This window comes from bacterium (assembly GCA_035281585.1).
Lineage (GTDB): Bacteria > UBA10199 > UBA10199 > DSSB01 > DSSB01 > DATEDP01.
Genome location: DATEDP010000157.1, coordinates 1 through 23,051 on the forward strand (window position 1 = coordinate 1; position 23,051 = coordinate 23,051).

At 60.2% G+C, this 23,051-nt stretch carries 23 protein-coding genes and 1 pseudogene; 14 read left to right on the plus strand and 10 right to left on the minus strand.

What is annotated here, in order from left to right:
- Positions 1-129: 129 nt before the first annotated feature.
- The 10 genes and pseudogenes from VJR29_14070 (at position 130) to VJR29_14115 (ending at position 10,266) form a co-directional block, all read left to right on the plus strand.
- On the plus strand, positions 130-1,356 hold the full coding sequence (locus tag VJR29_14070) for an ABC transporter permease (GenBank protein ID HKY64529.1): 1,227 nt from the start codon (positions 130-132) through the stop codon (positions 1,354-1,356).
- Between the two features lie 2 nt (positions 1,357-1,358).
- Positions 1,359-2,048, plus strand: coding sequence for an ABC transporter ATP-binding protein (locus tag VJR29_14075; GenBank protein HKY64530.1), 690 nt, complete (start codon positions 1,359-1,361; stop codon positions 2,046-2,048).
- Complete coding sequence (bamA, locus tag VJR29_14080) at positions 2,045-4,297, plus strand: outer membrane protein assembly factor BamA (protein HKY64531.1); 2,253 nt, start codon at positions 2,045-2,047, stop codon at positions 4,295-4,297. The genes VJR29_14075 and bamA overlap by 4 nt, the downstream gene beginning before the upstream one ends.
- Before the next feature lie 74 nt (positions 4,298-4,371).
- Positions 4,372-4,902 carry an OmpH family outer membrane protein gene (locus VJR29_14085; GenBank protein ID HKY64532.1) on the plus strand — a complete coding sequence of 177 codons (531 nt, stop codon included), beginning with the start codon at positions 4,372-4,374 and terminating at the stop codon, positions 4,900-4,902.
- Between the two features lies 1 nt (position 4,903).
- Positions 4,904-5,014, plus strand: a pseudogene (locus tag VJR29_14090) (Trm112 family protein).
- Between the two features lie 72 nt (positions 5,015-5,086).
- Entirely contained in the window at positions 5,087-5,557 is a 471-nt protein-coding gene (locus VJR29_14095) for an FHA domain-containing protein (GenBank protein ID HKY64533.1), read from the plus strand.
- Between the two features lie 102 nt (positions 5,558-5,659).
- Entirely contained in the window at positions 5,660-6,535 is an 876-nt protein-coding gene (locus tag VJR29_14100; protein HKY64534.1) for a YicC/YloC family endoribonuclease, read from the plus strand.
- 23 nt (positions 6,536-6,558) lie between these two features.
- A complete protein-coding gene (gene gmk, locus VJR29_14105; protein ID HKY64535.1) occupies positions 6,559-7,134 on the plus strand; it encodes a guanylate kinase in 576 nt (191 codons plus the stop codon).
- Between the two features lie 63 nt (positions 7,135-7,197).
- Positions 7,198-9,360, plus strand: coding sequence for a bifunctional (p)ppGpp synthetase/guanosine-3',5'-bis(diphosphate) 3'-pyrophosphohydrolase (locus tag VJR29_14110; GenBank protein ID HKY64536.1), 2,163 nt, complete (start codon positions 7,198-7,200; stop codon positions 9,358-9,360).
- Between the two features lie 12 nt (positions 9,361-9,372).
- Positions 9,373-10,266, plus strand: a complete 894-nt coding sequence (locus VJR29_14115) for a glycosyltransferase family 2 protein (GenBank protein HKY64537.1) — start codon at positions 9,373-9,375, stop codon at positions 10,264-10,266.
- Positions 10,267-10,275: 9 nt separating this feature from the next.
- Here VJR29_14115 and rpmB read toward each other — a convergent pair whose 3' ends face one another.
- The 5 genes from rpmB to VJR29_14140 all read right to left on the minus strand — a co-directional run bounded on the left by rpmB (position 10,276) and on the right by VJR29_14140 (position 13,330).
- The gene (gene rpmB, locus VJR29_14120; protein HKY64538.1) at positions 10,276-10,467 is read right to left on the minus strand and encodes a 50S ribosomal protein L28; all 192 of its coding nucleotides are present in this window, start codon (positions 10,465-10,467) and stop codon (positions 10,276-10,278) included.
- 14 nt (positions 10,468-10,481) lie between these two features.
- Positions 10,482-10,709, minus strand: a complete 228-nt coding sequence (locus VJR29_14125; protein ID HKY64539.1) for a hypothetical protein — start codon at positions 10,707-10,709, stop codon at positions 10,482-10,484.
- 82 nt (positions 10,710-10,791) lie between these two features.
- Positions 10,792-11,658 carry a UbiA-like polyprenyltransferase gene (locus tag VJR29_14130; protein ID HKY64540.1) on the minus strand — a complete coding sequence of 289 codons (867 nt, stop codon included), beginning with the start codon at positions 11,656-11,658 and terminating at the stop codon, positions 10,792-10,794.
- A gap of 11 nt (positions 11,659-11,669) precedes the next feature.
- Positions 11,670-12,587, minus strand: a complete 918-nt coding sequence (locus VJR29_14135) for a hypothetical protein (protein ID HKY64541.1) — start codon at positions 12,585-12,587, stop codon at positions 11,670-11,672.
- A 59-nt stretch (positions 12,588-12,646) separates the two neighbouring features.
- Complete coding sequence (locus VJR29_14140) at positions 12,647-13,330, minus strand: ubiquinone/menaquinone biosynthesis methyltransferase (protein HKY64542.1); 684 nt, start codon at positions 13,328-13,330, stop codon at positions 12,647-12,649.
- A gap of 201 nt (positions 13,331-13,531) precedes the next feature.
- On the opposite strand from VJR29_14140, the gene VJR29_14145 reads away from it, so the two are divergent.
- The 4 genes from VJR29_14145 (at position 13,532) to VJR29_14160 (ending at position 17,460) form a co-directional block, all read left to right on the plus strand.
- A complete protein-coding gene (locus VJR29_14145) occupies positions 13,532-14,155 on the plus strand; it encodes a Crp/Fnr family transcriptional regulator (GenBank protein HKY64543.1) in 624 nt (207 codons plus the stop codon).
- Between the two features lie 207 nt (positions 14,156-14,362).
- Complete coding sequence (locus VJR29_14150) at positions 14,363-15,814, plus strand: DUF4215 domain-containing protein (GenBank protein ID HKY64544.1); 1,452 nt, start codon at positions 14,363-14,365, stop codon at positions 15,812-15,814.
- A 63-nt stretch (positions 15,815-15,877) separates the two neighbouring features.
- Positions 15,878-16,717, plus strand: a complete 840-nt coding sequence (locus VJR29_14155; protein HKY64545.1) for a TIGR02147 family protein — start codon at positions 15,878-15,880, stop codon at positions 16,715-16,717.
- 14 nt (positions 16,718-16,731) lie between these two features.
- Complete coding sequence (locus tag VJR29_14160) at positions 16,732-17,460, plus strand: hypothetical protein (GenBank protein ID HKY64546.1); 729 nt, start codon at positions 16,732-16,734, stop codon at positions 17,458-17,460.
- Here VJR29_14160 and VJR29_14165 read toward each other — a convergent pair.
- The 5 genes from VJR29_14165 to VJR29_14185 all read right to left on the minus strand — a co-directional run.
- A complete protein-coding gene (locus VJR29_14165) occupies positions 17,457-19,736 on the minus strand; it encodes a heavy metal translocating P-type ATPase (GenBank protein HKY64547.1) in 2,280 nt (759 codons plus the stop codon). The genes VJR29_14160 and VJR29_14165 overlap by 4 nt on opposite strands.
- Positions 19,733-20,062, minus strand: a complete 330-nt coding sequence (locus tag VJR29_14170; protein ID HKY64548.1) for a heme-binding domain-containing protein — start codon at positions 20,060-20,062, stop codon at positions 19,733-19,735. Before VJR29_14170 ends, VJR29_14165 begins: the two co-directional genes overlap by 4 nt.
- 185 nt (positions 20,063-20,247) lie before the next feature.
- Positions 20,248-21,717 (minus strand): menaquinone biosynthesis decarboxylase, encoded by a 1,470-nt coding sequence (locus VJR29_14175; GenBank protein ID HKY64549.1) that lies wholly within the window; start codon positions 21,715-21,717, stop codon positions 20,248-20,250.
- A 92-nt stretch (positions 21,718-21,809) separates the two neighbouring features.
- Entirely contained in the window at positions 21,810-22,826 is a 1,017-nt protein-coding gene (locus VJR29_14180) for an alcohol dehydrogenase catalytic domain-containing protein (protein ID HKY64550.1), read from the minus strand.
- Positions 22,826-23,051 (minus strand): polyprenyl synthetase family protein (locus VJR29_14185; GenBank protein ID HKY64551.1); only part of this gene is annotated, 226 nt, incomplete at its 5' end. The genes VJR29_14180 and VJR29_14185, both read right to left, overlap by 1 nt.

The window sequence follows — 23,051 nt, forward strand, 5'->3', positions numbered from 1 at the left end:
TGAAAAAGGGGGGAAGGGGGGATTTAAAGCGATGGAGTTGAGCACAATGCACCGAAGCCAAAACCGCGGTGCTTTTTCAAATCCCCCCTGGCCCCCCTTTTTCAAAGGGGGGAATAGGGAGTTCTCGCGATGAGCTGGAAAATTTTTCTCGCCGAGAAATACCTGCGCAGCCCCGCCAAGCGCGGCATTCGCCTGGTTTTGCGCCTGGCGGTTTTCGGCGTGGCCTTGGGCGTGGCGACCCTGACTTTGACTCAATCGGTGATGAGCGGCTTCGAAAAAGTCTTCCGCGAAAGCATCCTGGGCTTCAACGCCCATCTGGTGCTGCTCAAGCAGGGTGAGATGGAAGACATCCCGGCCGAGGAAAAAGCCATCCAGGCGAAGCTCGGAGCCGATTATCGCGGCGGCACTCCATTTTTGTACAGGGAAGGCCTTCTCGTCGCCAAGGGCCGCGTTAAAGGCGCGGTTTTGAAGGGAATCGATCCCTTGACCTTTAACAGGGTCTATGCTGTAAAGGTGCGCCCTTTCAGCAGGACGCAAGTACCCGCAAAGATTGAAGATCTGCTGAAAACCGACAAGGGTCTTCCGGCGCTGGTTTTAGGTTCGGATCTGGCGAAAGAGCTCGAGGTCGAAGGACTCGGCAGCACGCTGAAGATTTTTCTTCCGAAGCGCGGCGCCGAAAAAGGCGGCGAAGAAAATTTCCGGACCTTCGAGGTGACTGGAGTTTTCAGCACCGGTCTTTACGAATACGACCACGGCTTCGCTTTCGTCGATTTGCAGACTCTGCAAGGCTTGCTGGAGGCGGAAGGGCGGGCCAGCGGGATCGAAATGGTGATTCGGGATCCCGCCGCGGCCGAAGCGATCGCCGAGAATTTGGAAGCCGGGCTGAGCCCGGCTTATCAGGCGGTAAGCTGGCAGCGATTGAATGGGCCGCTTTTTTCGGCGCTGCACAAAGAGCGGCTGATGTTCTTGATCATCATGGCGATGGTGGTGGCGGTGGCCTCCTTCAACATCGTCGGAGTGCTTCTCCTGATGATCTTCGACAAGGCCCGGGAGATTTCGATCCTCCGCTCCTTGGGCGCCACGGTCGGCGGGCTCCAGCGGGTCTTCGCCTACCAGGGTTTGGCGATCGGAGCGGTCGGCGGGATTTTGGGAATTGGATTGGGCGCCGGAATCGCTTGGTTGGTCCAAAGGACCGAGTGGCTGAAGTTGGAGAAGGAAGTTTATCTCGTGGAGCGCCTGCCGGTCGAATGGTCGCCGGAGGTGGCGCTGACGGTTGGAGCGGTCACCCTGGCGGTGACTTTGGTCGCAAGCCTGGTCGGGGTTTCTCGGCTGAAGCGCAGCGGACTGGATTTGTAAGAATGGCGGTGCAGATCGAAGCGAGAAACCTCCACAAGAGCTACGGCGAAGGCGCCGAGCGGGTGGAGGTGTTGAAAGGCCTCGATCTGGACATCGAAGCCGGCGAAGCGCTGGCGGTGCTGGGGGCCTCGGGGGCCGGAAAGTCGACTTTGCTGCATCTCTTGGGCACCTTGGATAAACCCAGCGAAGGCCGGGTGACGTTCGAGGGTGTCGACTGGTTTCAGCGCCGCGACGCCGAGCTGAGCGGGTTCCGCAACCGGACGATGGGTTTCGTTTTCCAGTTTCACCATCTGCTACCGATGCTGAGCGCCCTCGAGAACGTCATGCTCCCGGGCTTGATCGGGGGCCAGCCCAAGGCCGAGGCCGCGGCGGCCGCCGAAGCTCTGTTGGCCAAGGTCGGTTTGAAAGACCGGTTGAAGCACCGGCCCTCGGAGTTGTCCGGCGGCGAGCAGCAGCGGGTCGCCATCGCCCGGGCCCTGGTCATGAAGCCCAAGGTGCTCTTTGCCGACGAGCCCACCGGCAACCTCGACAGCCGAACCGGCGACGAGGTGGCCGACCTGATGTTAGACCTGCACGACGAACGCCGCATGACTTTGGTGATCGTCACCCACAATGAAAGGTTGGCCCAAAGGCTACCGCGGGGCGTCCGAATGGCAGACGGACGAGTCACCCGGTTCGAAAAGCATCCATGAAGAGAGTTTTATTTTTCCTGATTATTGGGTTTTTCGCGGCGGCCCCGGCTTGGGGGCAGGAGCGAATCGCCGACATCGCGGTCCAGGGTAACCGAACCATCGAATCCCAGCTCATCCTTTCGCAGATTCATTCGCAGAAAGGCGGCGTCTACTCGCGGGAGCTGGTCAGCGAGGACGTGGCCCGGATCTACAAGCTCGGCTTCTTCGAGGACGTCGAGGTCGACAAGTCCTCGGCCGCCGGCGGGGTCAAGCTGACCTTCCTGGTCATCGAGAAGGAGCCGATCGAGAAGATCGTCATCGAGGGCAACAAGAAGGTCGGCGAGAACAAGATCCGCGAGGCGATCACGGTCAAGGTCAATGCGCCGCCCGACAACAAAAAGATCGCCCAGTCGATCGAGGCGATCAAGGAGATCTACAGCAAGGAAGGTTACGGCGGGACGGTGATCCAGACCGAGACCCATGGCAAGAACTTGGTCTTCAAGATCAAGGAGACCAAGGGCGAGGTCGTCAAAGGCATCAACTTCGAGGGCAACACCGTCTTCAGCGACCGCAAGCTTCGCGGCATGATCCGCACCAAGAAGAAAAATTTCCTCTCCTTCCTGACCGGGTCCGGCAAATATCAGGAAGAGCTGGTCGACCAGGACATCGCCCTGATCACCTACAACTACCTCAACAAGGGCTACATGAAGATCCGGGTGGGTCAGCCCAAGGTCGAATATTCCTCGGAGAAGGAAGGGCTCATCCTGACCTATTTCATCGATGAGGGCGATCCTTACCGCATCGGCAACATCAGCTTCTCGGGCGACATCCTGACGACCAAGGAAGAGCTCTTCACCAAGCTCGACACGATGAAGGGCAACCTTTACAGCCAAAAGATCATGGAGGGCGACCTCCAAAAGCTGACCGAGTTCTACGGCAACCAAGGCTATGCCTTCGCCAACATCAACCCCGAGACCAACTTGGACGACGCCTCCAAGACCGCCGATATCAATTTCGCGGTCGACAAGGGGCAGCGGGTCTACATCGAGCGGATCAACATCACCGGCAACACGATCACCCGCGACAAGGTCATCCGGCGCGAGCTGCGGGTGGTGGAGAACAGCCTCTACAACGAAAGCTTGGTCCGCTTGTCCAAGCGCAAGCTCGAGCAGCTCGGCTTCTTCGAAACGGTCGAGGTTTCGACGCCGCGCGGCTCCTCCGACGACAAGCTGGTCCTCAATATCAACGTCAAGGAGAAGCCGACTGGGACCTTCAGCGTCGGCGCCGGTTTCAGCTCGGCCGAGAGCTTCCTCTTCACGGCCTCGGTTTCGAAGAACAACTTCATGGGTTTGGGCATCAATGGGTCGATCAACGCCGAGCTGTCGGGCAAGCGCCAGCAGTTCTCGGTCATGTACACCGACCCTTATTTCCTCGACAGCAACTGGATCCTCCAGGTCAACGGATTCCGGATCACCAGCAACTACGAGGACTTCCGCCGTAAATCCTTCGGCGGTGAGATCGACTTCGGCCGCCGCATCTTCGATTTCAGCTCCTTTAGCGTGGGTTATCGGATCGAGGACGTCAGCCTCGACGACTTCGATCTGATCGTTCCCGAGTTCTTCCGGTTGAACGCCGACGGCCTCTCCTCGAGCTTGGTCGCCCAGATCAACCGCGACACCCGAAACAACCCGATCATCACGACCAAGGGAACCTATTTCAACGGCACCATGGAATACGCCGGCAACGGCCTGGGCGGCGACGTCGATTTCCTTCGGCTTTCCGGCAATGCCCGGGTCTTTGTCCCGCTCTGGAAGAACTCGGTCCTCAAGTTCAACGGCCGGATCGGCTGGATTAAATCGCTGAACGATGAACCGGTTCCGCTTTTCGAGCGTTTCTTCACCGGTGGTATCAATAGCTTGCGCGGTTATGAGTTCCGGTCGGTCGGCCCCAGCATCACCATTCCCGATGGAATCACCGGAAAAGACCAGGATTTCGTCTATGGCGGAAATAAAATGCTGATCTTTAACCTCGAGTATGAGTTCCCCATCTATGACGCGGCCGGCTTCCGGGGGGTCGTGTTCGTCGATGCCGGCAACGCCTACGCCGAGGACGAGGATATGAACCCTCTCAAGATGCGGGCCGATTTCGGGGCCGGGGTTCGTTGGCTGTCGCCTTTTGGCCCCTTGCGCTTCGAATGGGGCTTCCCGTTCAAGCGCCATGAAGGCGAAAAACGAAGCGTGTTCAATTTCACGATCGGGTCATTTTTTTAGGTAGCCGAACGCTTGGACTTGTGCCAAACGTCCGCTGAACAATCCCTTGGTTCCTTGAAGGAGGACGAGACGATATGAAACGATGGAAGTACTTGCTGGCCGCGGTTTTACTATTTTCGATGCACGCCGTGGCCCAGGCCCAAGCGCTCAAGATCGGCTTGGTCGATTTCCAAAAAGCCCTCAATGACGTCGAAGAGGGCAAGCGCGCCAAGGCTCAGCTCAAGGCCCAATTCGACCAGAAGCAAAACGCCCTCACCGCCAAGCAGGATTCGCTCAAGGCTCTCAAGGACCAGCTCGAAAACCAACGAGCCGCCCTCAGCGCCGAGGCCTTCAAGGCCAAGGAAGCGGAGTACCGCGACAAGTTCCTCGATCTGCAAAAGACCCTCGGCCAATTCCGCAACGAGATCGCCACCAAGGAAGCTGAGCTCACCCAGAGCATCATCGTTCGCCTCCGCGGCGCCGTCCAATCGGTCGGCCAAAAGGGCGGCTACAACCTGATCTTCGAAACCTCCCAAGACGCCGTGCTTTACGCGCCGGGAGCCACCGATCTCACCGCCCAGGTGATCCAGGCCTTCAACTCCGGCGGCGGAGGAGCGGCCAAGTAGGATGACGGTCCGCCCGGAACTGCTCGAAATTTTAGTATGCCCGCGTTGCCGGGCTAAGGTAAGCTACGACACGGGAAAGCAGGGGATTGTCTGCAAGCATTGCGAATTGCTCTACCCGGTGCAAGGCGACATCCCGGTCATGCTGGAAGACGAAGCTTTCCCCCTAAGAGAGGGAGGTTCGTCCATGTCCGGAGGGAAGCGCGTCGTTGCCGTTTTCGAGATCACCGAGGGCAAGAACAAGGGCCAGGTCGTCAAATTGCCCGAGGGAACCTGCAAGGCCATCGGCCGCAGCCTCGACGACATCAACAAGACTCAAGTTTTCAGCATGGATTTCACGATGTCGCTCGATGACTTCACCAAGAAGCTCATCATGAACTACATCGCCAAGAAGTCCCCCCAGGACAAGAAGATCAACCAGGAGGCCTCGACCGACACCATCGGGAATTTCAAGCGCCTCCCCGACCTGGTTCTGGACGACCCGGCGATCTCCCGCCTCCACGCCATGATTTTTCACGACAGCAACGGCGCCGGCGTCCTCGACCTGGTCAGCAAGAACGGCACCTTCGTCAACGGCGAGGAGGTCGAGTCCAAAAGCCTCCAAAACGGCGACTTGGTCGAGGTCGGCGGCACCAAGATGGTCTTTGCCTACAAATAAAATCCCCAAGCATTTCGCATAATTTTGTTCGCTTGCTCCTGAGCTGGTCTACGGGTTAGATCTTTTCCTCTCCCGCAGGGGAGAGGGTAGCAAGGAGCGAAGATGATCAAGAGTATGACCGGGTACGGCATCGCCCAGGGCAAGGTGGGGGATCGCCGGGTCGTGGTGGAGACCAAGAGCGTCAATCACAAGTTTTGCGAGGTCAACCTACGGCTGTCGCCCCGCTTCTCCTTCCTCGAAGGCAAGATTTCCGAAGCCGCCAAAATTTTTTTCTCCCGGGGCCGCATCGACATCCTGGTCAAGGAAGAGCCCGGCGCTGTCCGCGAGGTTCCCGCCCGGGTCGATTTGGCGAAGCTCAAGGCCTACCATAAAACCCTGAAGGAAGCGGCCAAGAGCCTCAAGATCGGCGAGGAGGTCGGCTTGAACGTGCTCCTGACCTTGCCCGACGTCGTCATTACCGAAGAGGAAGAAGACCTCGAGAAGCTGTGGAAACAGCTCGAGGTCCTGCTTAAGAAATCCTTCGCCGCCCTCGAGAAAATGCGGGAGCGGGAAGGCGAGGGCATCCTGCGCTTCCTGAAATCGGAGATCGGAATCCTCGACCGCGAAGTGAAGGTCATCGTCGGCAAAGTGCCCGACAACGTCGAGCACCACCGCCGCCAGCTCGAGGAGCGGATCGCCAAGCTGGCCCAGGGCGTCGAGCTCGATCCCCAGCGCCTCGCCCAAGAGGTGGCCTATTTCGTCGACCGCACCGACATCAGCGAGGAGCTGCAGCGGCTCCAGCATCATTTCGGGCATTTCCACGAGATCCTCCGGGAGTCGGGACCGCTCGGCCGCAAGCTCGATTTCCTGCTTCAAGAGATGAACCGCGAGGCCAACACCCTGAGCGCCAAGGCCCAAAGCGCCGAGATTTCCCAGCGGGTGGTCAACTGCAAGCACAGTTTGGAGAAGATAAGGGAGCAGGTGCAGAACGTGGAGTGATGTCGAGGCTCTGCAAGGCAGATATGAAGGAAAGCCATCAAAGAAAAGGCCGCCTATTCGTCGTTTCGGGGGCTTCCGGCACCGGGAAAACCACCCTTTGCCGCGATTTAGAGCGGGAAATGGGGCTTTTTTTCTCGGTCAGCGCCACCACCCGCCCGCCGCGGGCCGGCGAGGTCGAGGGCCGAGACTATCGGTTTCTCTCCCGGGCCGAATTCGATAAGATGCTGGAAAATGACCAATTTCTGGAGTGGGCCCAGGTTCACGGCCAATCCTACGGGACGCCGCGGGAGCCCATCGAAAGCCGGCTCCGGGAAGGGCACGACGTCCTGCTGGACCTCGACACTCAGGGGGCCATCCAGCTGAAGGCTCTCTATCCCGAGGCGGTGCTGATCTTCATCAAGCCCCCTTCATTGGAGGAGCTGCGCAAGCGCTTGACCAGCCGGGGGACCGATTCCCCCGAGGTCATTGCCCGGCGCATCGAGCGGGCCGAGCACGAGATCGAGCAGAGCAGCCACTACGATTATGTCGTGGAAAATCGCGACCTGGCCGAGGCCCGGCGCGAGCTAAAAGGAATCATCGCCTCCCGACGGGAGGCTTAACGCAAGGCCGGAATGCTCCGGCCGTGCAGCAAACGCTTTTTGCGAAGTGAAACAGAATCGCGCATGATCTCCAGTCAAGAACTCGTCCAATCGGTCCAAAGCTACAATCCCAAGGCCGACAGCGCCATGCTGGCGAAGGCCTACGAGTTTTCGCGCAAAGTCCACGAGGGACAGAAACGCTGCTCCGGCGATCCTTATTTCATCCACCCGGTCGAGGTCGCCGCCATCCTGGCCCAGATGCAGCTCGATGCCGCTTCGATCGCCGCCGGCCTGCTCCACGACACCGTCGAAGACACCTTGATCCCGATCGACGAGATCAAGAAGGAGTTCGGTCCCGAGATCGCCTTGCTGGTCGACGGCGTGACCAAGCTCTCCAAGATCAAATTTTCCTCGAGCGAGGAAAAGCAGGCCGAGAACTTCCGCAAGATGATGCTGGCGATGGCCGTCGACATCCGGGTGATCCTGATCAAGCTGGCCGACCGACTCAACAACATGAGGACTCTCCAGCACTTGAGCGTCGAGCGCCAGACCAAGATCGCCAAGGAGACGGTCGAGATCTACGCGCCGCTGGCCAATCGGCTCGGCATCCAGTGGATGAAAGTCGAGCTCGAGGATCTCTCGCTTCGCTACCTCAAGCCCGAGATCTACGGCTTCATCCATCACCAAGTCGACGTCGAACGCCAGCAGCGCGAGGCCTACATGGACCGGGTCCGCGAAATCGTCGAGCAGAAGCTGAAGGAGTACAATGTGTCGGCCCGGATATCGGGCCGGGTCAAGCACGTCTACAGCATCTACCGCAAGATGGAGAGCCAGAACATCGCCTTCGACCAAGTCCACGACATCCTGGCCTTTCGGATCATCGTCGACAACATCCGCCAATGCTACGAGGTCTTGGGCGTGCTCCACGAGCTATGGAAACCGGTGCCGGGCCGCTTCAAGGATTACATCGCGATGCCCAAGGTCAACAATTACCGCTCACTCCACACCACCGTCGTCTGTCTCGACGGCGAACGGGTCGAGTTTCAGATCCGGACCCTGGAGATGCACGAAATCGCGGAGAAGGGGATCGCGGCCCACTGGACCTACAAGGAAGACGGGTCGATCTCCCAGAACGACCAAGCCAAGTTCCAATGGCTTCGCGAGCTGCTCGACTTGCAGAAAGACTTGAAAGACCCGGCCGAATTCCTCGACACCGTCAAGCTCGACCTCTTCGCCACCGACGTCTACGTTTTCACGCCCAAGGGTCAGCTCAAGGAGCTGCCCTACGGCTCGACGCCGATCGATTTCGCCTTCAGCATCCACAGCGACGTCGGCAATCAGTGCGTCGGGGCCAAGGTCAACGACAAGATCGTCCCGCTCGATTATATCTTGAAGAGCGGCGACACCGTCCAGGTGCTGACTCGGAGCGGCTCCAAGCCTAACCGGGACTGGCTGCGCTTCGTCAAGACTTCCCGGGCCAAGGCCAAGATCCGGCAACAGATCCGGGACGAGCAGCGCGACCGGGCCCTCAGCCTGGGCAAGGAATTGCTGGAGAAGGAGATCGAGCACCACGGTGTGACGCCCGGCAAATACCTCAAGGAGGACAACCTGCTCCAGGCGGCGCGGGAATTCGGCCTCAAGAACGTCGAGTCGCTCATCGCCCAGGTCGGCTACGGGAAGATTTCGCCCCATCACGTGACCGTCAAGCTGCTGCCGGCCGAGTTGATGCAGAAGCCCCAAGCTCCCGAGCCGTCGCCGGCCTCCGGCGTCTTGGGCGAAATGTTCCAGAAGGTGAAGAAGCGCTCGAAGAGCGCGATCAAGGTCGGCGGCTTGAATGACGTCCTGGTGAGCATGGGCAAGTGCTGCAACCCCTTGCCCGGCGACAGCATCACCGGCTTCATCACCCGGGGCCGCGGCGTCACCGTCCACACCGTCGACTGCGCCAAGGTCATGGCCACCGATCCCGACCGCCGGGTCGAGGTCGGCTGGGACGAGTCGAGCGAGCTCAACCATCAGGCCAAGGTCCGGGCGGTCAGCGTCGACCGGCCGGGGATCTTGGCCTCGATGACCAAGACCATCAGCAACCTGGGGGTCAACATCTCCCAGGCCAACATTCGCACCAGCAACGATCAAAAGGCGATCAACATCTTCGTGCTCGACATCCGCAATCGCCATCAGCTCCAAGACGTGGTCCGAGCCTTGGAGAGCTTGGCCGGCGTCATCTCGGTCGACCAGATCCGTTCCTAGGAAGGGAATGGCATGATCACCCTCTATGCCTTAGTCGGCGTCGATCCCCATATCTTGAATTTTGCGCTGTTCCGAAAGTTCCTGGAGCATTACCGGGCGAGCGGAATTCGCGACTTCATCTTCGATCTTCACACCGGCCGGGGCGACATGGCCAAGGTGGCCGAGTATCGAGCCCTGGCCGAATCCCACGGTGCCGTCATTCGCCATGTCGTGGACGAGCCGTTCTCGGTGAAGGATCTCCAATTCCGCCTCCTGAACTCCTTGGTCCAGGAGCTCTCCGGCTCCAACCATTGGTGCCTGCCGGTGGACTCCGACGAGTTCATCAAGTTTCCCGGCGGCGACGCGGTGGCTTTTTTCGCGGAGTGCGACCGCGGCGGCTACAACGCGGTGATCGGCAATTTGCTCGACCGCTTCAGTCTCGACCCGCCCTTCGCCGAAATCGACGAAGCCAGGAGCCTCGACGAGCTTTTCCCCTGGGCTTATCCCTTGACCCGCCTGATTCGGAAGGGTTGGGACCGAAAGGTGGTGGCTTTCAAGGGCCGCTTTACGCTGATCAACGGCCATCATGGGCTGGATAGGGAGTTCGGACGCATCGCCGCACAACTCGAGTACAGCTTCTTGAACTTGGTCGATCGCTTCCGGTCAGCGCGCTTGCGGCGCTTTTTCCGGCGGGTTTATCCCTATCTGGAGTTTCCAGCTCCCGGGATTCGGCGCTGGCCCGGCCGGCTCGAGATCCACCACATGGCTTGGGATTCACTGCTGCGAGAAAAGATGATCGCCCGGCTCCAGCTGAAAGGCAGGGCGCTTCGGGAATACCACAATGTGTTGCGTTTCCTCGACGAAGCCGATCTTGGGCGCCGGCTTCGGGGTCATTTGTTGGAAAAGGTGAGTTTGGTGGCAGGATGATGAAAGCCGCTAGGCGGCTTTCGTCACTTTGCCGGAGCGCAAGCAGCGGGTGCAGACGCTGATCTTTTGCACCTTCCCTTCAAAAACCGCGCGAACCTTTTGCAAGTTGGGCTGGCTCTTGGTGTGGGACTTGTTGTTGGCGTGGCTGACGATGTTTCCGGCCAGGGCGGTTTTTTTGCAAATTTGGCACATGCGGGGCATGGTCAATCTCCTCTTTAGTGCAAGGTCCCGTTGACGTAGGGCAGCTCGGCCAGCGATTCCATCGTGATCGAAAGGTCGCGGCGCAGGCCTTCGACTTCTTCCTTCAGCATCTGGACTTCTTGGCTTTGTCGGCGATTGGTGACCAGGAGCTCGTCCATCTGTTTGAGGAGGGACTTGAGCAAGGCCTTCTGATCTTTGGGCGCCGGAGCCTTGAGCGGGACGCGTTTGGGAGCTTTTTTCATTTCCTAAGGAACCTTCTATAAGAGGCGGATGACCTAGTCGATGCCGGCCCTCTAAGTCAAGCAGGCTTTAGCCCGGCGCCAGCTAGAAGTACAGATCCAGCGTCACAAATAAAAGAAAAAACAGGCTGAGCAGCCCATTGGCTGTAAAGAACGCGGCGTTGATCCGGTGAAGCCCCTCCTGGATCAGCCAATGCTGCCAGAGCAGGAAGCCTGCGCTGACGGCGAGACCGGCCCAATAGATCCAGCCCAGACCCTGATAAAGCCCATAAGCGGCCAAAAAGCCCAAAAACAAGGCATGGAGGCCGGCGGCCAGGACCAAGGTCTTTTTGGGGCCCAGCTTGGCCGGGAGGGAGCGAAGCCCCTGGCGGCGGTCGAATTCGAGGTCTTGCAGCGCATAGAGCAGGTCGAAGCCGGCCACCCAGAGGAGCACCCCCATTCCCAGGATCAGCGAGCCCGGAGTGATGCGTCCGACCGCGGCCACCGCCGCCCCGACCGGCGCCATCCCCAGGCAAAAACCCAAGACCAACTGGGTGTAGTCGGTGAAGCGCTTGGCCAAGGAATAAAGGAAAAGCAGCAGCAGGCAGGGGGTGGCCAGGGCGAAGGCCAAGGCGTTGATTTTCCAAGCGCAAAAAACGAAACCGGCCGAGGCCGCCAAAGTTAAAAGCATTACATAAGTTTTGCTCAATAAGTTTCTGGGAATATGACGGTTTTTCGTCCTCGGATTTTCGGCGTCGAAACGGGCGTCGGCCAGCCGGTTGAAAGCCATCGCGGCGGTGCGGGCAGCCACCACGGCCAGGACGACCCAGAGCAGAAGGCCGACGCTGAAACGCCCACCGGTTTCGATCAGGAAGGAGGCCAAGGCGAAGGGCAGGGCAAAGACACTATGCGAGAATTTCACCAGCTCCAGGGTGTAGCGTACTTTGAGATAGGCTTGGGCGATCGCGCTCATGAGCGCCGAAATTAGCGCTTCCCCGCGGGCTTCGTCTCCTGTTTTTCCCGCTCCGCATTATTTTTCCGCTCCTCTTGTTCCGTTTCCTCTTGTTCGCGTCTTCGCTCGGCGTCCTTGAGGGTCTTAAAGGGAGGGAGCAGAGCGAGCAGCCGGGAATCGACCTTGGAGGAGTCCTGGACCTCGACCGCCCATCGTTCGGTGCAGCAATGAAGGGCTGGCTGGTAGATTTCCGCGACGACTTGGCCGGCCTTGTCTTTGATGGTGAAGGAAGTGCTGAGCAGCTCCAATTTGTCCGAGGTGGCGACCTCCCGGTCTTGGGCGTCGAGGATCGTATAGCGGTTGGTGAAACCGAAGTTCTGGAAGATCTCTTCCTTAATTTTGCCGATCCGCTTGCCCGAGGGATCGGTGACGGAGATGGTGGTTCCGACGCTGATCAGCTCGACCTGGCCCTTGGCCACTTCCTTTCCGGAAGCGTCGCAATATTGGAAGGCCGGCGTCAGCCGGAACCAAGGCGCACTGATTCGGCCATATCTCTTTCGATCGTCTTGGACGTGGAAGCTCATCGTCGCCGAGACCAGCTCCTCATCCAGGTAAAAGCTGGCGGGCAATTGGGGGACGTAGGCGCCGGCCGCGATCCGGCCGCCGATCAGGCCCTTGGCTTGATCGAGGGCGCCGGGAGAAAAGAGCGAGCGGTGCTTCGGCTCTCCCCAATAACCTTCAAGCTCGCGGATCGAGGATCTTTGATTCGGGGCCTTGGTCCAGAGGTCGGCGCTGGTCATCAAACGGTGCGGCTCGGTGCCGGGAGAGGCGGCTTGGTCGATGCTCACCTCGCGAAGCTGGGCCTCGGTTTCGGAGTCTTCCCGGCTTTTGCAGGCCGAGAGCAGGATCGCGGCGGCTGAAACCGCCAGCAACGGAAGGATCGGAATCATGGGTGCCCCTTGTCGTCTAACGGAGATTTATCGTCCGAACCCGGCCGCTGTTGCGGGCCTTATCCGGCGGTGGCCGCCAGCCGGTGGGCAATGCCGCCGGAGAGCGGCAGGACCTCCGGCCGAGTGAAGCCGTGATCCAGCAGCAAGCGGCTGTACTCCTCGACGCTCAGGAAATGCTGGATCGAATTTTGGAGGTACTCGTAAGCCTTGCGGTGGCGCGAGACCGCCCCACCGATCCGAGGAAGGACGTACTTGCCATAGGTGCGGTAAAAAAGCTTGGAGAAAAGCCGTTCCGGCCGGAAGAACTCCAGGACGACGAGCTTGGCTCCCGGCTTCATCACGCGGCGAATCTCGCCGGCCGCCTTCTCTCTCTCCTCGAGGTTGCGGATGCCGAAGGCGCAGACCACGGCGTCGAAGCTTCGCTCGGCGAAGGGCAGGCGATGGCCATCGGCGCCGATGCGGTGAGCCTTGGCCAGGCCCCGAACTTTGCCGCGGCCTTCCTCGAGCATCGCGACCGCGAAATCGGCGGCAAAGACTTCGGTCTTGGGGAACTTCTTCAGGATTTTTTGGGTCAGGTCCAAGGTGCCGGCGCAAAGATCGAGAACCCGGCCCGGCGCTTCTTTTCCAAGGGCGGCGACGACCTTGTCGCGCCAGCGCTTGTCGACCGAAAAGCTCAGGAAGTGATTCAGGAAGTCATAGCTCGGGGCAATCTGGGTGAAAAGCTGTTGGATTTCCTTGGACACCCGACCTCTATAGGCGTCCGGCCGGCGCTTGTAAAGCGGCCTCTCCCGGTGGGGGAATCCCCCAGCTGTAAACCCGGTGAATCCCGATTGTGAGTAAAAAATTCGCGGTTTACACCTAATGAGAAAACAAATCCGGGTGCCGAGATGAGTCTTTTTTTGCGAATAAACTGTGTCAAATCCGAAAATGAGCCGCCGAATCCCTTGACCGAACTATTGAAAGGCCGAAGCTTTTTTCCCGTTCGCAGAAAACAGGTTCTTTTCCATGAGGGACACCCGGCCCTCGGCGTCTACTACCTCGAAGCCGGCCGGGCCAAGGTCTATAAAACCGGCTGCAATGGCCGGCCTTACATTCTCTTCTTCGCCGGCTCCGCCGAGCTGCTGAACGCCGAATGCATCCTCGAGTCCGGCGAATTCGCCACCAGCGCCGAAATGCTGGAGGACGGCCGGGTGGTTTTCATCGAGCGGGAAAGGCTCCTCAGCCTGGTCGGCGATAGCTTGCCCCTGTCCCTCTTCATCGCGGGCGAATTGGCCCGTCGCACGACGTCGAGCTACGAAGAGCGGGTCCGATTGGCCGACGGCCGGGTCCGCGAGCGGATGGCCCGGGCCTTGGCCCTGCTCGGGAGCGACTATGGCCGCGATGAAGCCGACGGACGCTCGATCTCGCTCCGGCTTTCGCGAGACGAGCTGGCCAGCATGATCGGGACGACGCCGGCGACCGTCATGCGATTGCTGAGAGATTTTAAAGATGAAGGCGCGATCCTTCTCGCGGGGCGGCGAATCGTCGTCTCGAACATGGAGTACTTGGAGAAGGTCGGCCAAATTTAGGGGTTCCCTGTGAGTCCATCATGGCCCATCCCAAGAAGAGCGGCGAATTCGCCGCTCTTCTATTTCCGCCAAGCGGCGCGAAGCGCGCTTTGGCTAGCCGCTGAGCTGATATCTTTCATGCCGCGACCTGTCGGGGGCGATCATGAGCGAGAGGAGAAAAATGTTACCCCTGGTTGGAAATACTCAACCTCTAACCAGGAGGCTCCAATGGAACCATACTGCAAAGCACTCAAATCGATTCTGTTCGCGATCGCACTGGCCGCGGGTCTGGCGATCGCCGGAATCTATGAGGCCCGGGCCCAAGAGGTCCCCGTTTGCGGCGATAACTTGGTCGCCGCTCCCGAACAGTGCGACGACGGCAACGATGTCAATGACGACGCTTGCAAAAACGACTGTACGACCAACGTCTGTGGCGACGGCATTCCGATGGCCGGGGTCGAGGCCTGCGACGACGGCGACGCCGACAACAACGACGCTTGTAAAAACGATTGTACTGCCAATATCTGCGGCGACGGCGTCCTGGAGCACGGCAGCGAGGCCTGCGACGACGGCAACAACCTCGATGACGACGGCTGCAGCTCCGACTGCCAGGTCAGCGCCCAAATCGTCTGCGGCAACGGCGTTCCCGAGGGCGATGAGGAGTGCGACGACGGCAACGGAATCGATACCGACGCCTGCAAATCGGATTGCAGCGAGAATTCATGCGGCGACGGCGTTGTCGAGACCGATGTCGAAGAGTGCGACGACGCCAATCAGGTCGGCGGCGACGGATGCAGCGCCTTCTGCGCCGACGAGAATCCGGTCTGCGGCGACATGGTCGTCGATCCTGACGAGCAATGCGACGATGGCGACGCCGACAACAGCGATGCTTGCAAAAACAACTGCTCCGAGAATATCTGCAGCGACGGCATCCTCGAAACCGGCGTTGAAGAGTGCGACGACGGAAACAGCGCTGACGGCGACGGCTGCGACTCCGATTGTCTCGTCGAGGAGCCGGGGCCGGTCTGCGGCAACGACCTCGTCGAGGACGGCGAGGAATGCGACGACGGCAACGTGCTCAACGGCGACGGCTGCGATTCGACTTGCCAATTCGAGATCCCGGTCGGCTGCGGAAACGGGACCCTCGACCCCAACGAGCAATGCGACGACGGCAATGACATCAACACCGACTCCTGCAAGAACAATTGCACCGAGAACATCTGCGGGGACGGCATCGTTGAGCTCAACGTCGAGCAATGCGACGACGGCAATAACCTCGATGACGACGGTTGCAGCGCCGCCTGCCTGCTCGAGCCCGAGTTCTGCGGAAACGGGGTCGTGGAGAGCGGCGAGCAGTGCGATGACGGCAACGACATCGACGACGATTTCTGCGACAACGATTGCGACATCGTCCTGAACGACGACGGCCAAGTCTGCTTCTGCCACAATGTGGACAACAACCCCCATACCATCTGCACCTCCTTGCAGGGATACCTCAACGGTCACCAAAAGCACGGAGATCCGCTGGGATCCTGCGAGGACAATGGTATCGACGGGACCACGACGATCGACGGTCAGATCGACGTCAACGGCCGGGCGAGCGGTTGCTCGCTGCAAGTCGAGCCGACGACCAAGGCCAGCCCGGTTTGGCAGGCCTTGACCGAGGCTTTGGCGCTTTAATCCCTTGGAAAATCCCTTCGGGCCGCTGGCCCGGGGGGATTTCCTTTTTAATCGAGGATCCCGATGGTTTCCGTCTACAGCTATTTGAATTATCGCGACTACCTCAGGGATCGTTTTGCCGAGCTGAAAAAGCAGCGCCTCGGATTTTCCTATCGCTCCTTCAACCGGCTGGCCGGAATCAAGTCTTCCGCCTTTTTGAAGCTGGTGATGGATCGGAAGCGTAACCTGGCCCAGGGTGGAATCGAGAGCATCGTCAAGGGATTCGGGCTCTCGGTCAAGGAGCGGCGCTATTTCGAGCTCTTGGTCGCCTTCAATCAGGCCTCGACCAATGAAGAGAAAGACCGATATTTCCGCGAGATCGTCGGCGACCGGCGATTCCGGGCTGCCAAGCCCTTGGCCGCCTCCCAATTCCTTCTATATTCCCATTGGCACTGCGTCGCCATCCTCGAAGCTTTACGGCTTGAAACTTCGGAGCCGAGGAATCTGCGGTGGCTCCAAGAGCTTTTGCACCCGCCGGTCGGGCGCAAGCAAATCAAGCGGGCCGTGGCCGAATTGAAGAAAATCGGCTTGATTCGGCTCCTCCGCAGCGGTGAGCTCAAGCGGCTGGATCCGATGCTGACGACCGAGGACGAGGTTCGATCGGTCCTGGTGGCCAACTTCCATGCTCGAATGAGCCAGTTGGCGGCGGAGTCGGTCATGCGGGACGGGGCGGCCGACCGCGAGTTTTCGGCTCTCACGGTGGCCTTGTCCGAGGCGGACTTTCGGCGGGCCAAGACCGAGATCCAAAAGTTCCGCCGCAAGCTTCATTCGATCCTGGAGCAAGGCCAAGTCGGGTCCAAAACTTTGGTGGCTCACCTTAATATTCAACTTTTCAAGCTGACTCGGGCTGGGAGGCGGCGATGAGGGCTTTTCGCGGCATGAGAACGGCAATCCCGGCGGTTTTGCTCCTTTTGGCGGCTTGCCTTTCGAACCGGGGCATCGAAACCGGAAATCCCGACCTAAAAGGCAAGACTTTGACCCTAGTCCTCCGGGAGTCGGCCGGCTTCTATGTCTCCAAGTTTTTAGAGGAGACGGCGCTTCTTTCCCAGGTGAATCCGGAATCCTTCGAGACGGTTTCCGAGTCTTTTCTCCAAGTGGGTGGAAGGCTCTCGCTTGAAACCACCTTTTCCGATGGAAACCAGGTCGTGATTGAATCGCGATTCGATGACCAGGGCGAGCTGCTGGAGCTGCGTTTGCTTTTGAACGGCGCCGAGCAGCCGGTCGAAGTCAGCATCGAGGACGGCCAGGTGCCGGTCGCCGAGCCGGAGCGGGTGTTTCTTCAGCTGGCTGAAAGCCTTTGCCAAAGGATCGTCGTTTGCAACGCCTCCTTCGAGCAGGCAAGCTGTGAAGCCGAGCTTCTGTCAGTTCCCGGCCTGAGCGGCGACTTCGGCGATCCCGTGCCTCAAAGTCTGGCCGAGGCCCAAGCCAGAGTCGACAATGGTGATCTGTCGGCCAATGAGCCGGCTTTGGAAGAGTGCGCGGCCGCCATTGGGATCGTTCCCTGTTCCACGGTTCAAAGGGATTTCAACGACGAGCAAGATCCGGATTACTCCAAGGCGGCCAAGATCGTTCCTAAGCCGGTCTGTGCGCGAGGGATCTTGCGTTAATCGAGCTTCAGGCGCCGCAGCCGGAGGGCATTGGCGACGACCGAGACCGAGCTCAGGCTCATCGCCGCGGCGGCGAACATTGGGCTGAGGAGCCAGCCGAAGAGGGGATAGAAGAGCCCGGCGGCCAGCGGAACGCCGAGAGTGTTGTAGATGAAGGCGAAAAAGAGGTTCTGCCGGATGTTGCTCATGGTGGCCCGGCTCAGGCTCCGAGCCTTGGCGATGCCGCGAAGGTCGCCTTTGACCAGGGTCATGGAGGCGCTTTCCATCGCGATGTCGGTGCCGTGACCCATCGCGATTCCGACCTCGGCCTGAGCCAAGGCCGGGGCGTCATTGATGCCGTCGCCGGCCATGGCGACCCGATGGCCTTGGGCTTGGCGACGACGAACTTCTTCCTGTTTTTGCAGCGGGGTGACGCCGGCCAGGACTTCAGTGATGCCGAGCTTGGCGGCGACCGCCCTGGCCGCCGGTTCCTGGTCGCCGCTGACCATCACGACGGCGATGCCCTCCGAGCGGAGTTTGGCCAAGGCTTCGGGCGTCGTTGCCTTGATCGGGTCGGCCAGGCGCAGGGTGCCGGCGAAACGGCCGTCGATGGAAACGTAGATCTCGGTCGCCGCCGACCTCTCCGTCGCCGATTTGCCTTTTTGATCCCCCGCGAGGGAGGGGGGTAATTTTCCGACGGTGATTCTCTTGCCCTCGACGATTCCGCTCACCCCTTCTCCCGGATCGCTGTGAAAGTCACTCGCCTTGGCAAGTCTCAGGCCGCGTTCCTCCGCCGCCCGCACCACCGCGGTTGCCAAGGGATGCTCGCTGGCTCGTTCGACGCCGGCGGCGAGCTGAAGCACCGTGCTTTCCTCGAACCCCTCGGCGGCTTCGACTTCCACCACCTTAGGCTTGCCTTCGGTCAGGGTTCCGGTCTTGTCGACGAGCAAGGTGTCGACTTTCTCGAAGGCCTCCAGGGCGGCTGCATCCTTGACCAAGATGCCTTCATGGGCGCCCCGGCCGATTCCCACCATGATCGACATGGGAGTCGCCAAACCCAGGGCGCAGGGGCAGGCGATGATCAATACGGCGACCGCCTGGACGATGGCATGAGCCAAGCGGGGCTCCGGCCCGAAGAAAAACCAGATCAAGAAAGCAAGGACCGCGATGGCGACCACCGCCGGAACGAAATAGGCACTGACCTGGTCGGCCAACTTTTGCACCGGAGCCCGGCTGCGCTGTGCCTCGCCGACCCGCTGGACGATCTGGGCCAACAGGGTCTCTTGGCCGACCTTTTCGGCACGGAAGAGCAGGCTGCCATTGCCGTTGACCGTGCCGCCGATCACTCGCTCGCCCTTGGTCTTTTCGACCGGCATCGGTTCGCCGGTGAGCATCGATTCGTCGACCGCGCTGCGTCCTTCCAGGACCAAACCGTCGACCGGAATTTTTTCGCCGGGCCGAACCCTCAAGGTGTCGCCGGGCATGACCCGGTCGAGCGAAATTTCCTCCTCGCTTCCGTCGTGCTTGACCAGGCGGGCGGTTTTAGGGCTCAGGCCGAGCAATGCCTTGAGGGCGTCGCCGGTGCGTTCCCGGGCTATCAACTCCAGGTATTGGCCGAGGAGGACCAGGGTGACGATCACCGCCGCGGCTTCGAAATAGACCGGTACCATGCCGCCATGGCCGGCGCGGAGCGCGGCTGGAAAAATTTGGGGGAAGAGGGCCGCGACGAGACTGTAGAGGTAAGCCACGCCGGTTCCCAAGGCGATCAAGGTGAACATGTTGAGATTGCCGCTGCGGACCGAGGCCCAACCGCGCCGAAAGAAGGGTGCTCCGCACCAGAGCACCACCGGAGTGGCCAAAGCGAGCTGGAGCAGGGTGAAGGCGCGGCCATGGAAAAAGGGTTGCTTGGCCAAATCCGGGATCATCTCGGCCATGGTTTGCAATAAGAGCGGCAGGGTCAGCGCGAGGCCGACCCAGAAACGGCGCCGCATGTCGCGTAGCTCGGGATCCTCGCCCTGGCCGGGTGCGGCCATTTCGGGCTGGAGCGCCATGCCGCAGATCGGGCAATGGCCGGGCCCGACCTGTCGGATTTGCGGGTGCATCGGGCAGAAATAAATGGTTTGGGGCGATGCGCCCACCTTGGTTTGGAGCGAGGCTGGGGGATTTTTCCGAAAAGCCTCCAGGCAATGGCCGGAGCAGAAGTAGTAGGTCTTTCCAGCGTGGGTGTGCTTGCCGGCGGCCGTCGCCGGGTCGACGTCCATGCCGCAGATCGGGTCTTTTTCCAAGGCCGGGCTCATTTCAAGGCGCCCATGCCCTGATTCGTCCAGCTCAAGATGATCTTCTTCTCCTCGTCGGTCAGCGAGGAATGCCAATGCATGATTTTATAGATGAAGGGGGGCATTTCGTCCTCGCGAACCACCTCGGCGACCTCGCTCAGGGCTTCCTGAGGGTTTTTGGCCTCCTTGCCGTGGAAGGGAAAGCCGAAGCTCATGTCCATGTGCTCCTTGGCCTCCTCCATGTCATGACGAATCAACCAGGAGGAGGGCGGAACTTTGGCGTAGAGCGGGAATTTCGGCACCACGCCGTGGCACATCAGGCATTTGGCGGAGAAGATCGGCAGCACAGTTTCTTCATATGTCTGAGTTATACCCTCTAAAACCATACAGGACGGAACATTAGGAATGGGCGCTTCTCCAGCATCGGTGCAATTATGCATCGGCGCCGAGCGATAATCTTGAGGTGCTTGCACTTCGATAAATCGTAGGGCGGCGAGAATGGCGACAAGAAGCACTGCAACAACCAGTTTCTTCACTGTTGTCTTCCTTTCAGTTGAAGCTTTGGCCAAAGAGCGTCGACCTTCTTCTTGATCTCTTCGCTCATCCGAATGTCCCTCGGCCATTCCCGCTCATAGCCTTCTTCCTTCCATTTGCGGGTGGCGTCGATGCCCATCTTGGCGCCGACGAACTGGCGGGGCGAGGCATGGTCGAGGTGATCGACCGGGCCTTCGACCAGGACCAGGTCGCGCTTGGCGTCGATATTGTTGCTGACCCGCCAAACGATCTCGGTGACATTCTGGACGTCGACGTCGTGGTCCACGACGATGAAGCATTTGCAGAACATCATCTGGCCCATGCCCCAGAGCGCGTGCATGATCTTCTGAGCGTGGCCCGGATAGCTCTTCTTGATGCTCAAGATGCAGAGGTTGTGAAAGCAGGCTTCGGGCGGCAGGTACATGTCGACGACCTCGGGGAAGGTCAGCTGGACCATCGGCAAAAACAGCCGCTCGGTGGCCAGGCCGAGGAATTTGTCCTCCATCGGCGGGATGCCGACGATGGTGGTCAAATAGATCGGATCGCGGCGCTGGGTGATCTTGGTGACGTGGAAGCGGGGGAACTTCTCGACCGGCGTGTAATAGCCGGTGTGGTCGCCGAAGGGCCCCTCGTCAACCATTTCCTCGTTAGGGTCAATGTAGCCTTCGAGGACGAAATCGGCGCTGGCCGGGACCTGGAGGTCGCAGCTGAGGCAATCGACCATCTCGACCGAGCTGCCCTTGAGATAGCCGGCGAAGAGGAACTCGTCGACTTGGTCGGGCAGGGGAGCGGTGGCGGTGTAAGTCAGCACCGGCTCGCCGCCGATCGCCACCGCCACTGGGATCTTCTGCCCCAATTCTTTATAGCGCTGAAAGTGCCGGGCCCCGACTTTGTGGATTTGCCAGTGCATCGCGGTCGAGGCCTTGTCGAGGACCTGCATGCGATAGAGCCCGACGTTGCGCCGGCCGGTGTCGGGATCGCGGGTGATCACCATCGGAAGGGTGATGAAGCGGCCGCCGTCCTCGGGCCAGCACTTCAAGATCGGCAAGCGGTTCAAGTCGACCTCGTCCCAGACGATCTCTTGGCAGGGCGCCTTGGCGGTGGTCTTGGGCGCGGCCTTGGCGACTTGAGCCAGCTTGGGCAGCATTTTGAGCTTATCCCAAAAGGAAGTCGGCGGTTGAGTGGTGAGCAATTCCTTGAGCCGCCGCGGATGTTCCTCGAGGTCCTCGACCCCCAGGGCCCAGGACATCCGGCGCCGCGAGCCGTAGACGTTGATCGCCACCGGGAATTCGCTGCCCACGACGTTTTCGAAGAGCAGGGCCGGCCCTTCGGCTTTCATCACCCGGTCGGCGATCTCGGCGATCTCGAGGACCGGATCGGCTGGCTCGCGGACGACGGCTAGCTCGCCATTTTCCCGGAGGAAGTCCAAGAAGTGGCGCAGCGATTTCCATGAAAGAGAGGAATCCATGGGGAGGGATCATTAAGGCTTGTCCGGGGTTGGCGCAAGGCTTTAGTAGCAAGGGGCTTTAGCCCCGTGTTGAGCGGGGCTAAAGCCCCTTGCTACGGATTGACGATCACCTTCATGGCCTTTTGTGCCGTGATCCAGCCAATCGATTCCTGCAATTGCTCCAAGCCGACATGGTGGGTGACCAGCGGTGCCACCTTCACCTTGCCTTCGACGAGCAGCCGGTGGGCTTCGACTAGATCCTCCGGCGAGGGTGAATAGGAGCTGAAAACGGTGATCTCGTGGTGGTAAAGCGCGTCGAGGCTTACCTCGACCGGCTTGTCCGAAAGGGAGGCGAAAAGATTGAGCCCGCCGCCGTCGCGGACCCATTGAAAGGCATTTTGGAAGACCCGGCCGCCGCCGGCCGTGAAGCAAACCAAGTCGGCGCGACGGCCTTCGCTCTTCTCGGCGATGAGCTCGGCGATCTTCGGATCGTCGCCGCGCCGGACGAAATCGGCGCCCAGCTGCTTGGCCAGCTCCAGCCGCTCTTCGAATAAATCCAGCGCCAAGACTTGGGTCGGAATCAGCTTGAAAAGCTGAACCATCATCAGGCCGATCGAGCCCATGCCGACCACCACCACGAAATCGCCGGGTAGCAGCGAAGCCCGCCGCAAATTTCGAACGCAGCAGCTCAAGGGCTCGGTGAAGAGGGCCTCGTCGTCGGAGAGGTGCTTCGGGACCAAAAATGCCGTTTGCTCGACGTGCTCGGCCGGAATCCGCAGGTACTCGGCGAAGCCGCCGGGATCGAGGTTGCTTTCCTTGAAGTGCCGGCACATCGAGTGGTTGCCGTGGCGGCAGAAATGGCATTTTCCGCAGGGAACGTGGTGGGCGACGACCACCCGGTCGCCGAGCTTGAATTTGCCCACCCCGACGCCGAGCTCGACCACGTCGCCGACCAATTCGTGGCCCAGGACCACCGGCTTCTTGGGCAGGGCTCGGGTGACTTTGAGGACGTCGGTTCCGCAGACTCCGCAGGCCCGGACCTTGAGGAGGACCTCGCCCGGGCCGATCGAGGGCTTGGGCCGCTCTTCGACGCGAATTTCCGAGGGAGGATGGTAGACGGCGGCGCGCATCAGTTCTTCCGGTAAACGACGTAGCGGGCGATTTCGCGGAGCGGGTCGGCCTTGGCGTCGAAATCGCGGAGCACGCCCAAGGCTTCTTCGGTCAGCTCCCGGGCCAAGCGCTTCGATTCCTCGAGGCCGAGCAGGGCCGGGTAGGTCGCCTTCTCGTTGGCGATGTCGCTGCCGATGTCCTTGCCGATCTCCTCGCCGCCCTCGATGTCGAGGACGTCGTCGGCG

Bases quoted from the DNA above. Each gene is read 5' to 3' on its own strand.
- VJR29_14070 (HKY64529.1), top strand. From the start codon at position 130: ATGAGCTGGAAAATTTTTCTCGCCGAGAAATACCTGCGCAGCCCCGCC.
- VJR29_14075 (HKY64530.1), top strand. From the start codon at position 1,359: ATGGCGGTGCAGATCGAAGCGAGAAACCTCCACAAGAGCTACGGCGAA.
- bamA (HKY64531.1), top strand. From the start codon at position 2,045: ATGAAGAGAGTTTTATTTTTCCTGATTATTGGGTTTTTCGCGGCGGCC.
- VJR29_14085 (HKY64532.1), top strand. From the start codon at position 4,372: ATGAAACGATGGAAGTACTTGCTGGCCGCGGTTTTACTATTTTCGATG.
- VJR29_14095 (HKY64533.1), top strand. From the start codon at position 5,087: ATGTCCGGAGGGAAGCGCGTCGTTGCCGTTTTCGAGATCACCGAGGGC.
- VJR29_14100 (HKY64534.1), top strand. From the start codon at position 5,660: ATGATCAAGAGTATGACCGGGTACGGCATCGCCCAGGGCAAGGTGGGG.
- gmk (HKY64535.1), top strand. From the start codon at position 6,559: ATGAAGGAAAGCCATCAAAGAAAAGGCCGCCTATTCGTCGTTTCGGGG.
- VJR29_14110 (HKY64536.1), top strand. From the start codon at position 7,198: ATGATCTCCAGTCAAGAACTCGTCCAATCGGTCCAAAGCTACAATCCC.
- VJR29_14115 (HKY64537.1), top strand. From the start codon at position 9,373: ATGATCACCCTCTATGCCTTAGTCGGCGTCGATCCCCATATCTTGAAT.
- rpmB (HKY64538.1), bottom strand. From the start codon at position 10,467: ATGCCCCGCATGTGCCAAATTTGCAAAAAAACCGCCCTGGCCGGAAAC.
- VJR29_14125 (HKY64539.1), bottom strand. From the start codon at position 10,709: ATGAAAAAAGCTCCCAAACGCGTCCCGCTCAAGGCTCCGGCGCCCAAA.
- VJR29_14130 (HKY64540.1), bottom strand. From the start codon at position 11,658: ATGAGCGCGATCGCCCAAGCCTATCTCAAAGTACGCTACACCCTGGAG.
- VJR29_14135 (HKY64541.1), bottom strand. From the start codon at position 12,587: ATGATTCCGATCCTTCCGTTGCTGGCGGTTTCAGCCGCCGCGATCCTG.
- VJR29_14150 (HKY64544.1), top strand. From the start codon at position 14,363: ATGGAACCATACTGCAAAGCACTCAAATCGATTCTGTTCGCGATCGCA.
- VJR29_14155 (HKY64545.1), top strand. From the start codon at position 15,878: ATGGTTTCCGTCTACAGCTATTTGAATTATCGCGACTACCTCAGGGAT.
- VJR29_14160 (HKY64546.1), top strand. From the start codon at position 16,732: ATGAGAACGGCAATCCCGGCGGTTTTGCTCCTTTTGGCGGCTTGCCTT.
- VJR29_14165 (HKY64547.1), bottom strand. From the start codon at position 19,736: ATGAGCCCGGCCTTGGAAAAAGACCCGATCTGCGGCATGGACGTCGAC.
- VJR29_14175 (HKY64549.1), bottom strand. From the start codon at position 21,717: ATGGATTCCTCTCTTTCATGGAAATCGCTGCGCCACTTCTTGGACTTC.
- VJR29_14180 (HKY64550.1), bottom strand. From the start codon at position 22,826: ATGCGCGCCGCCGTCTACCATCCTCCCTCGGAAATTCGCGTCGAAGAG.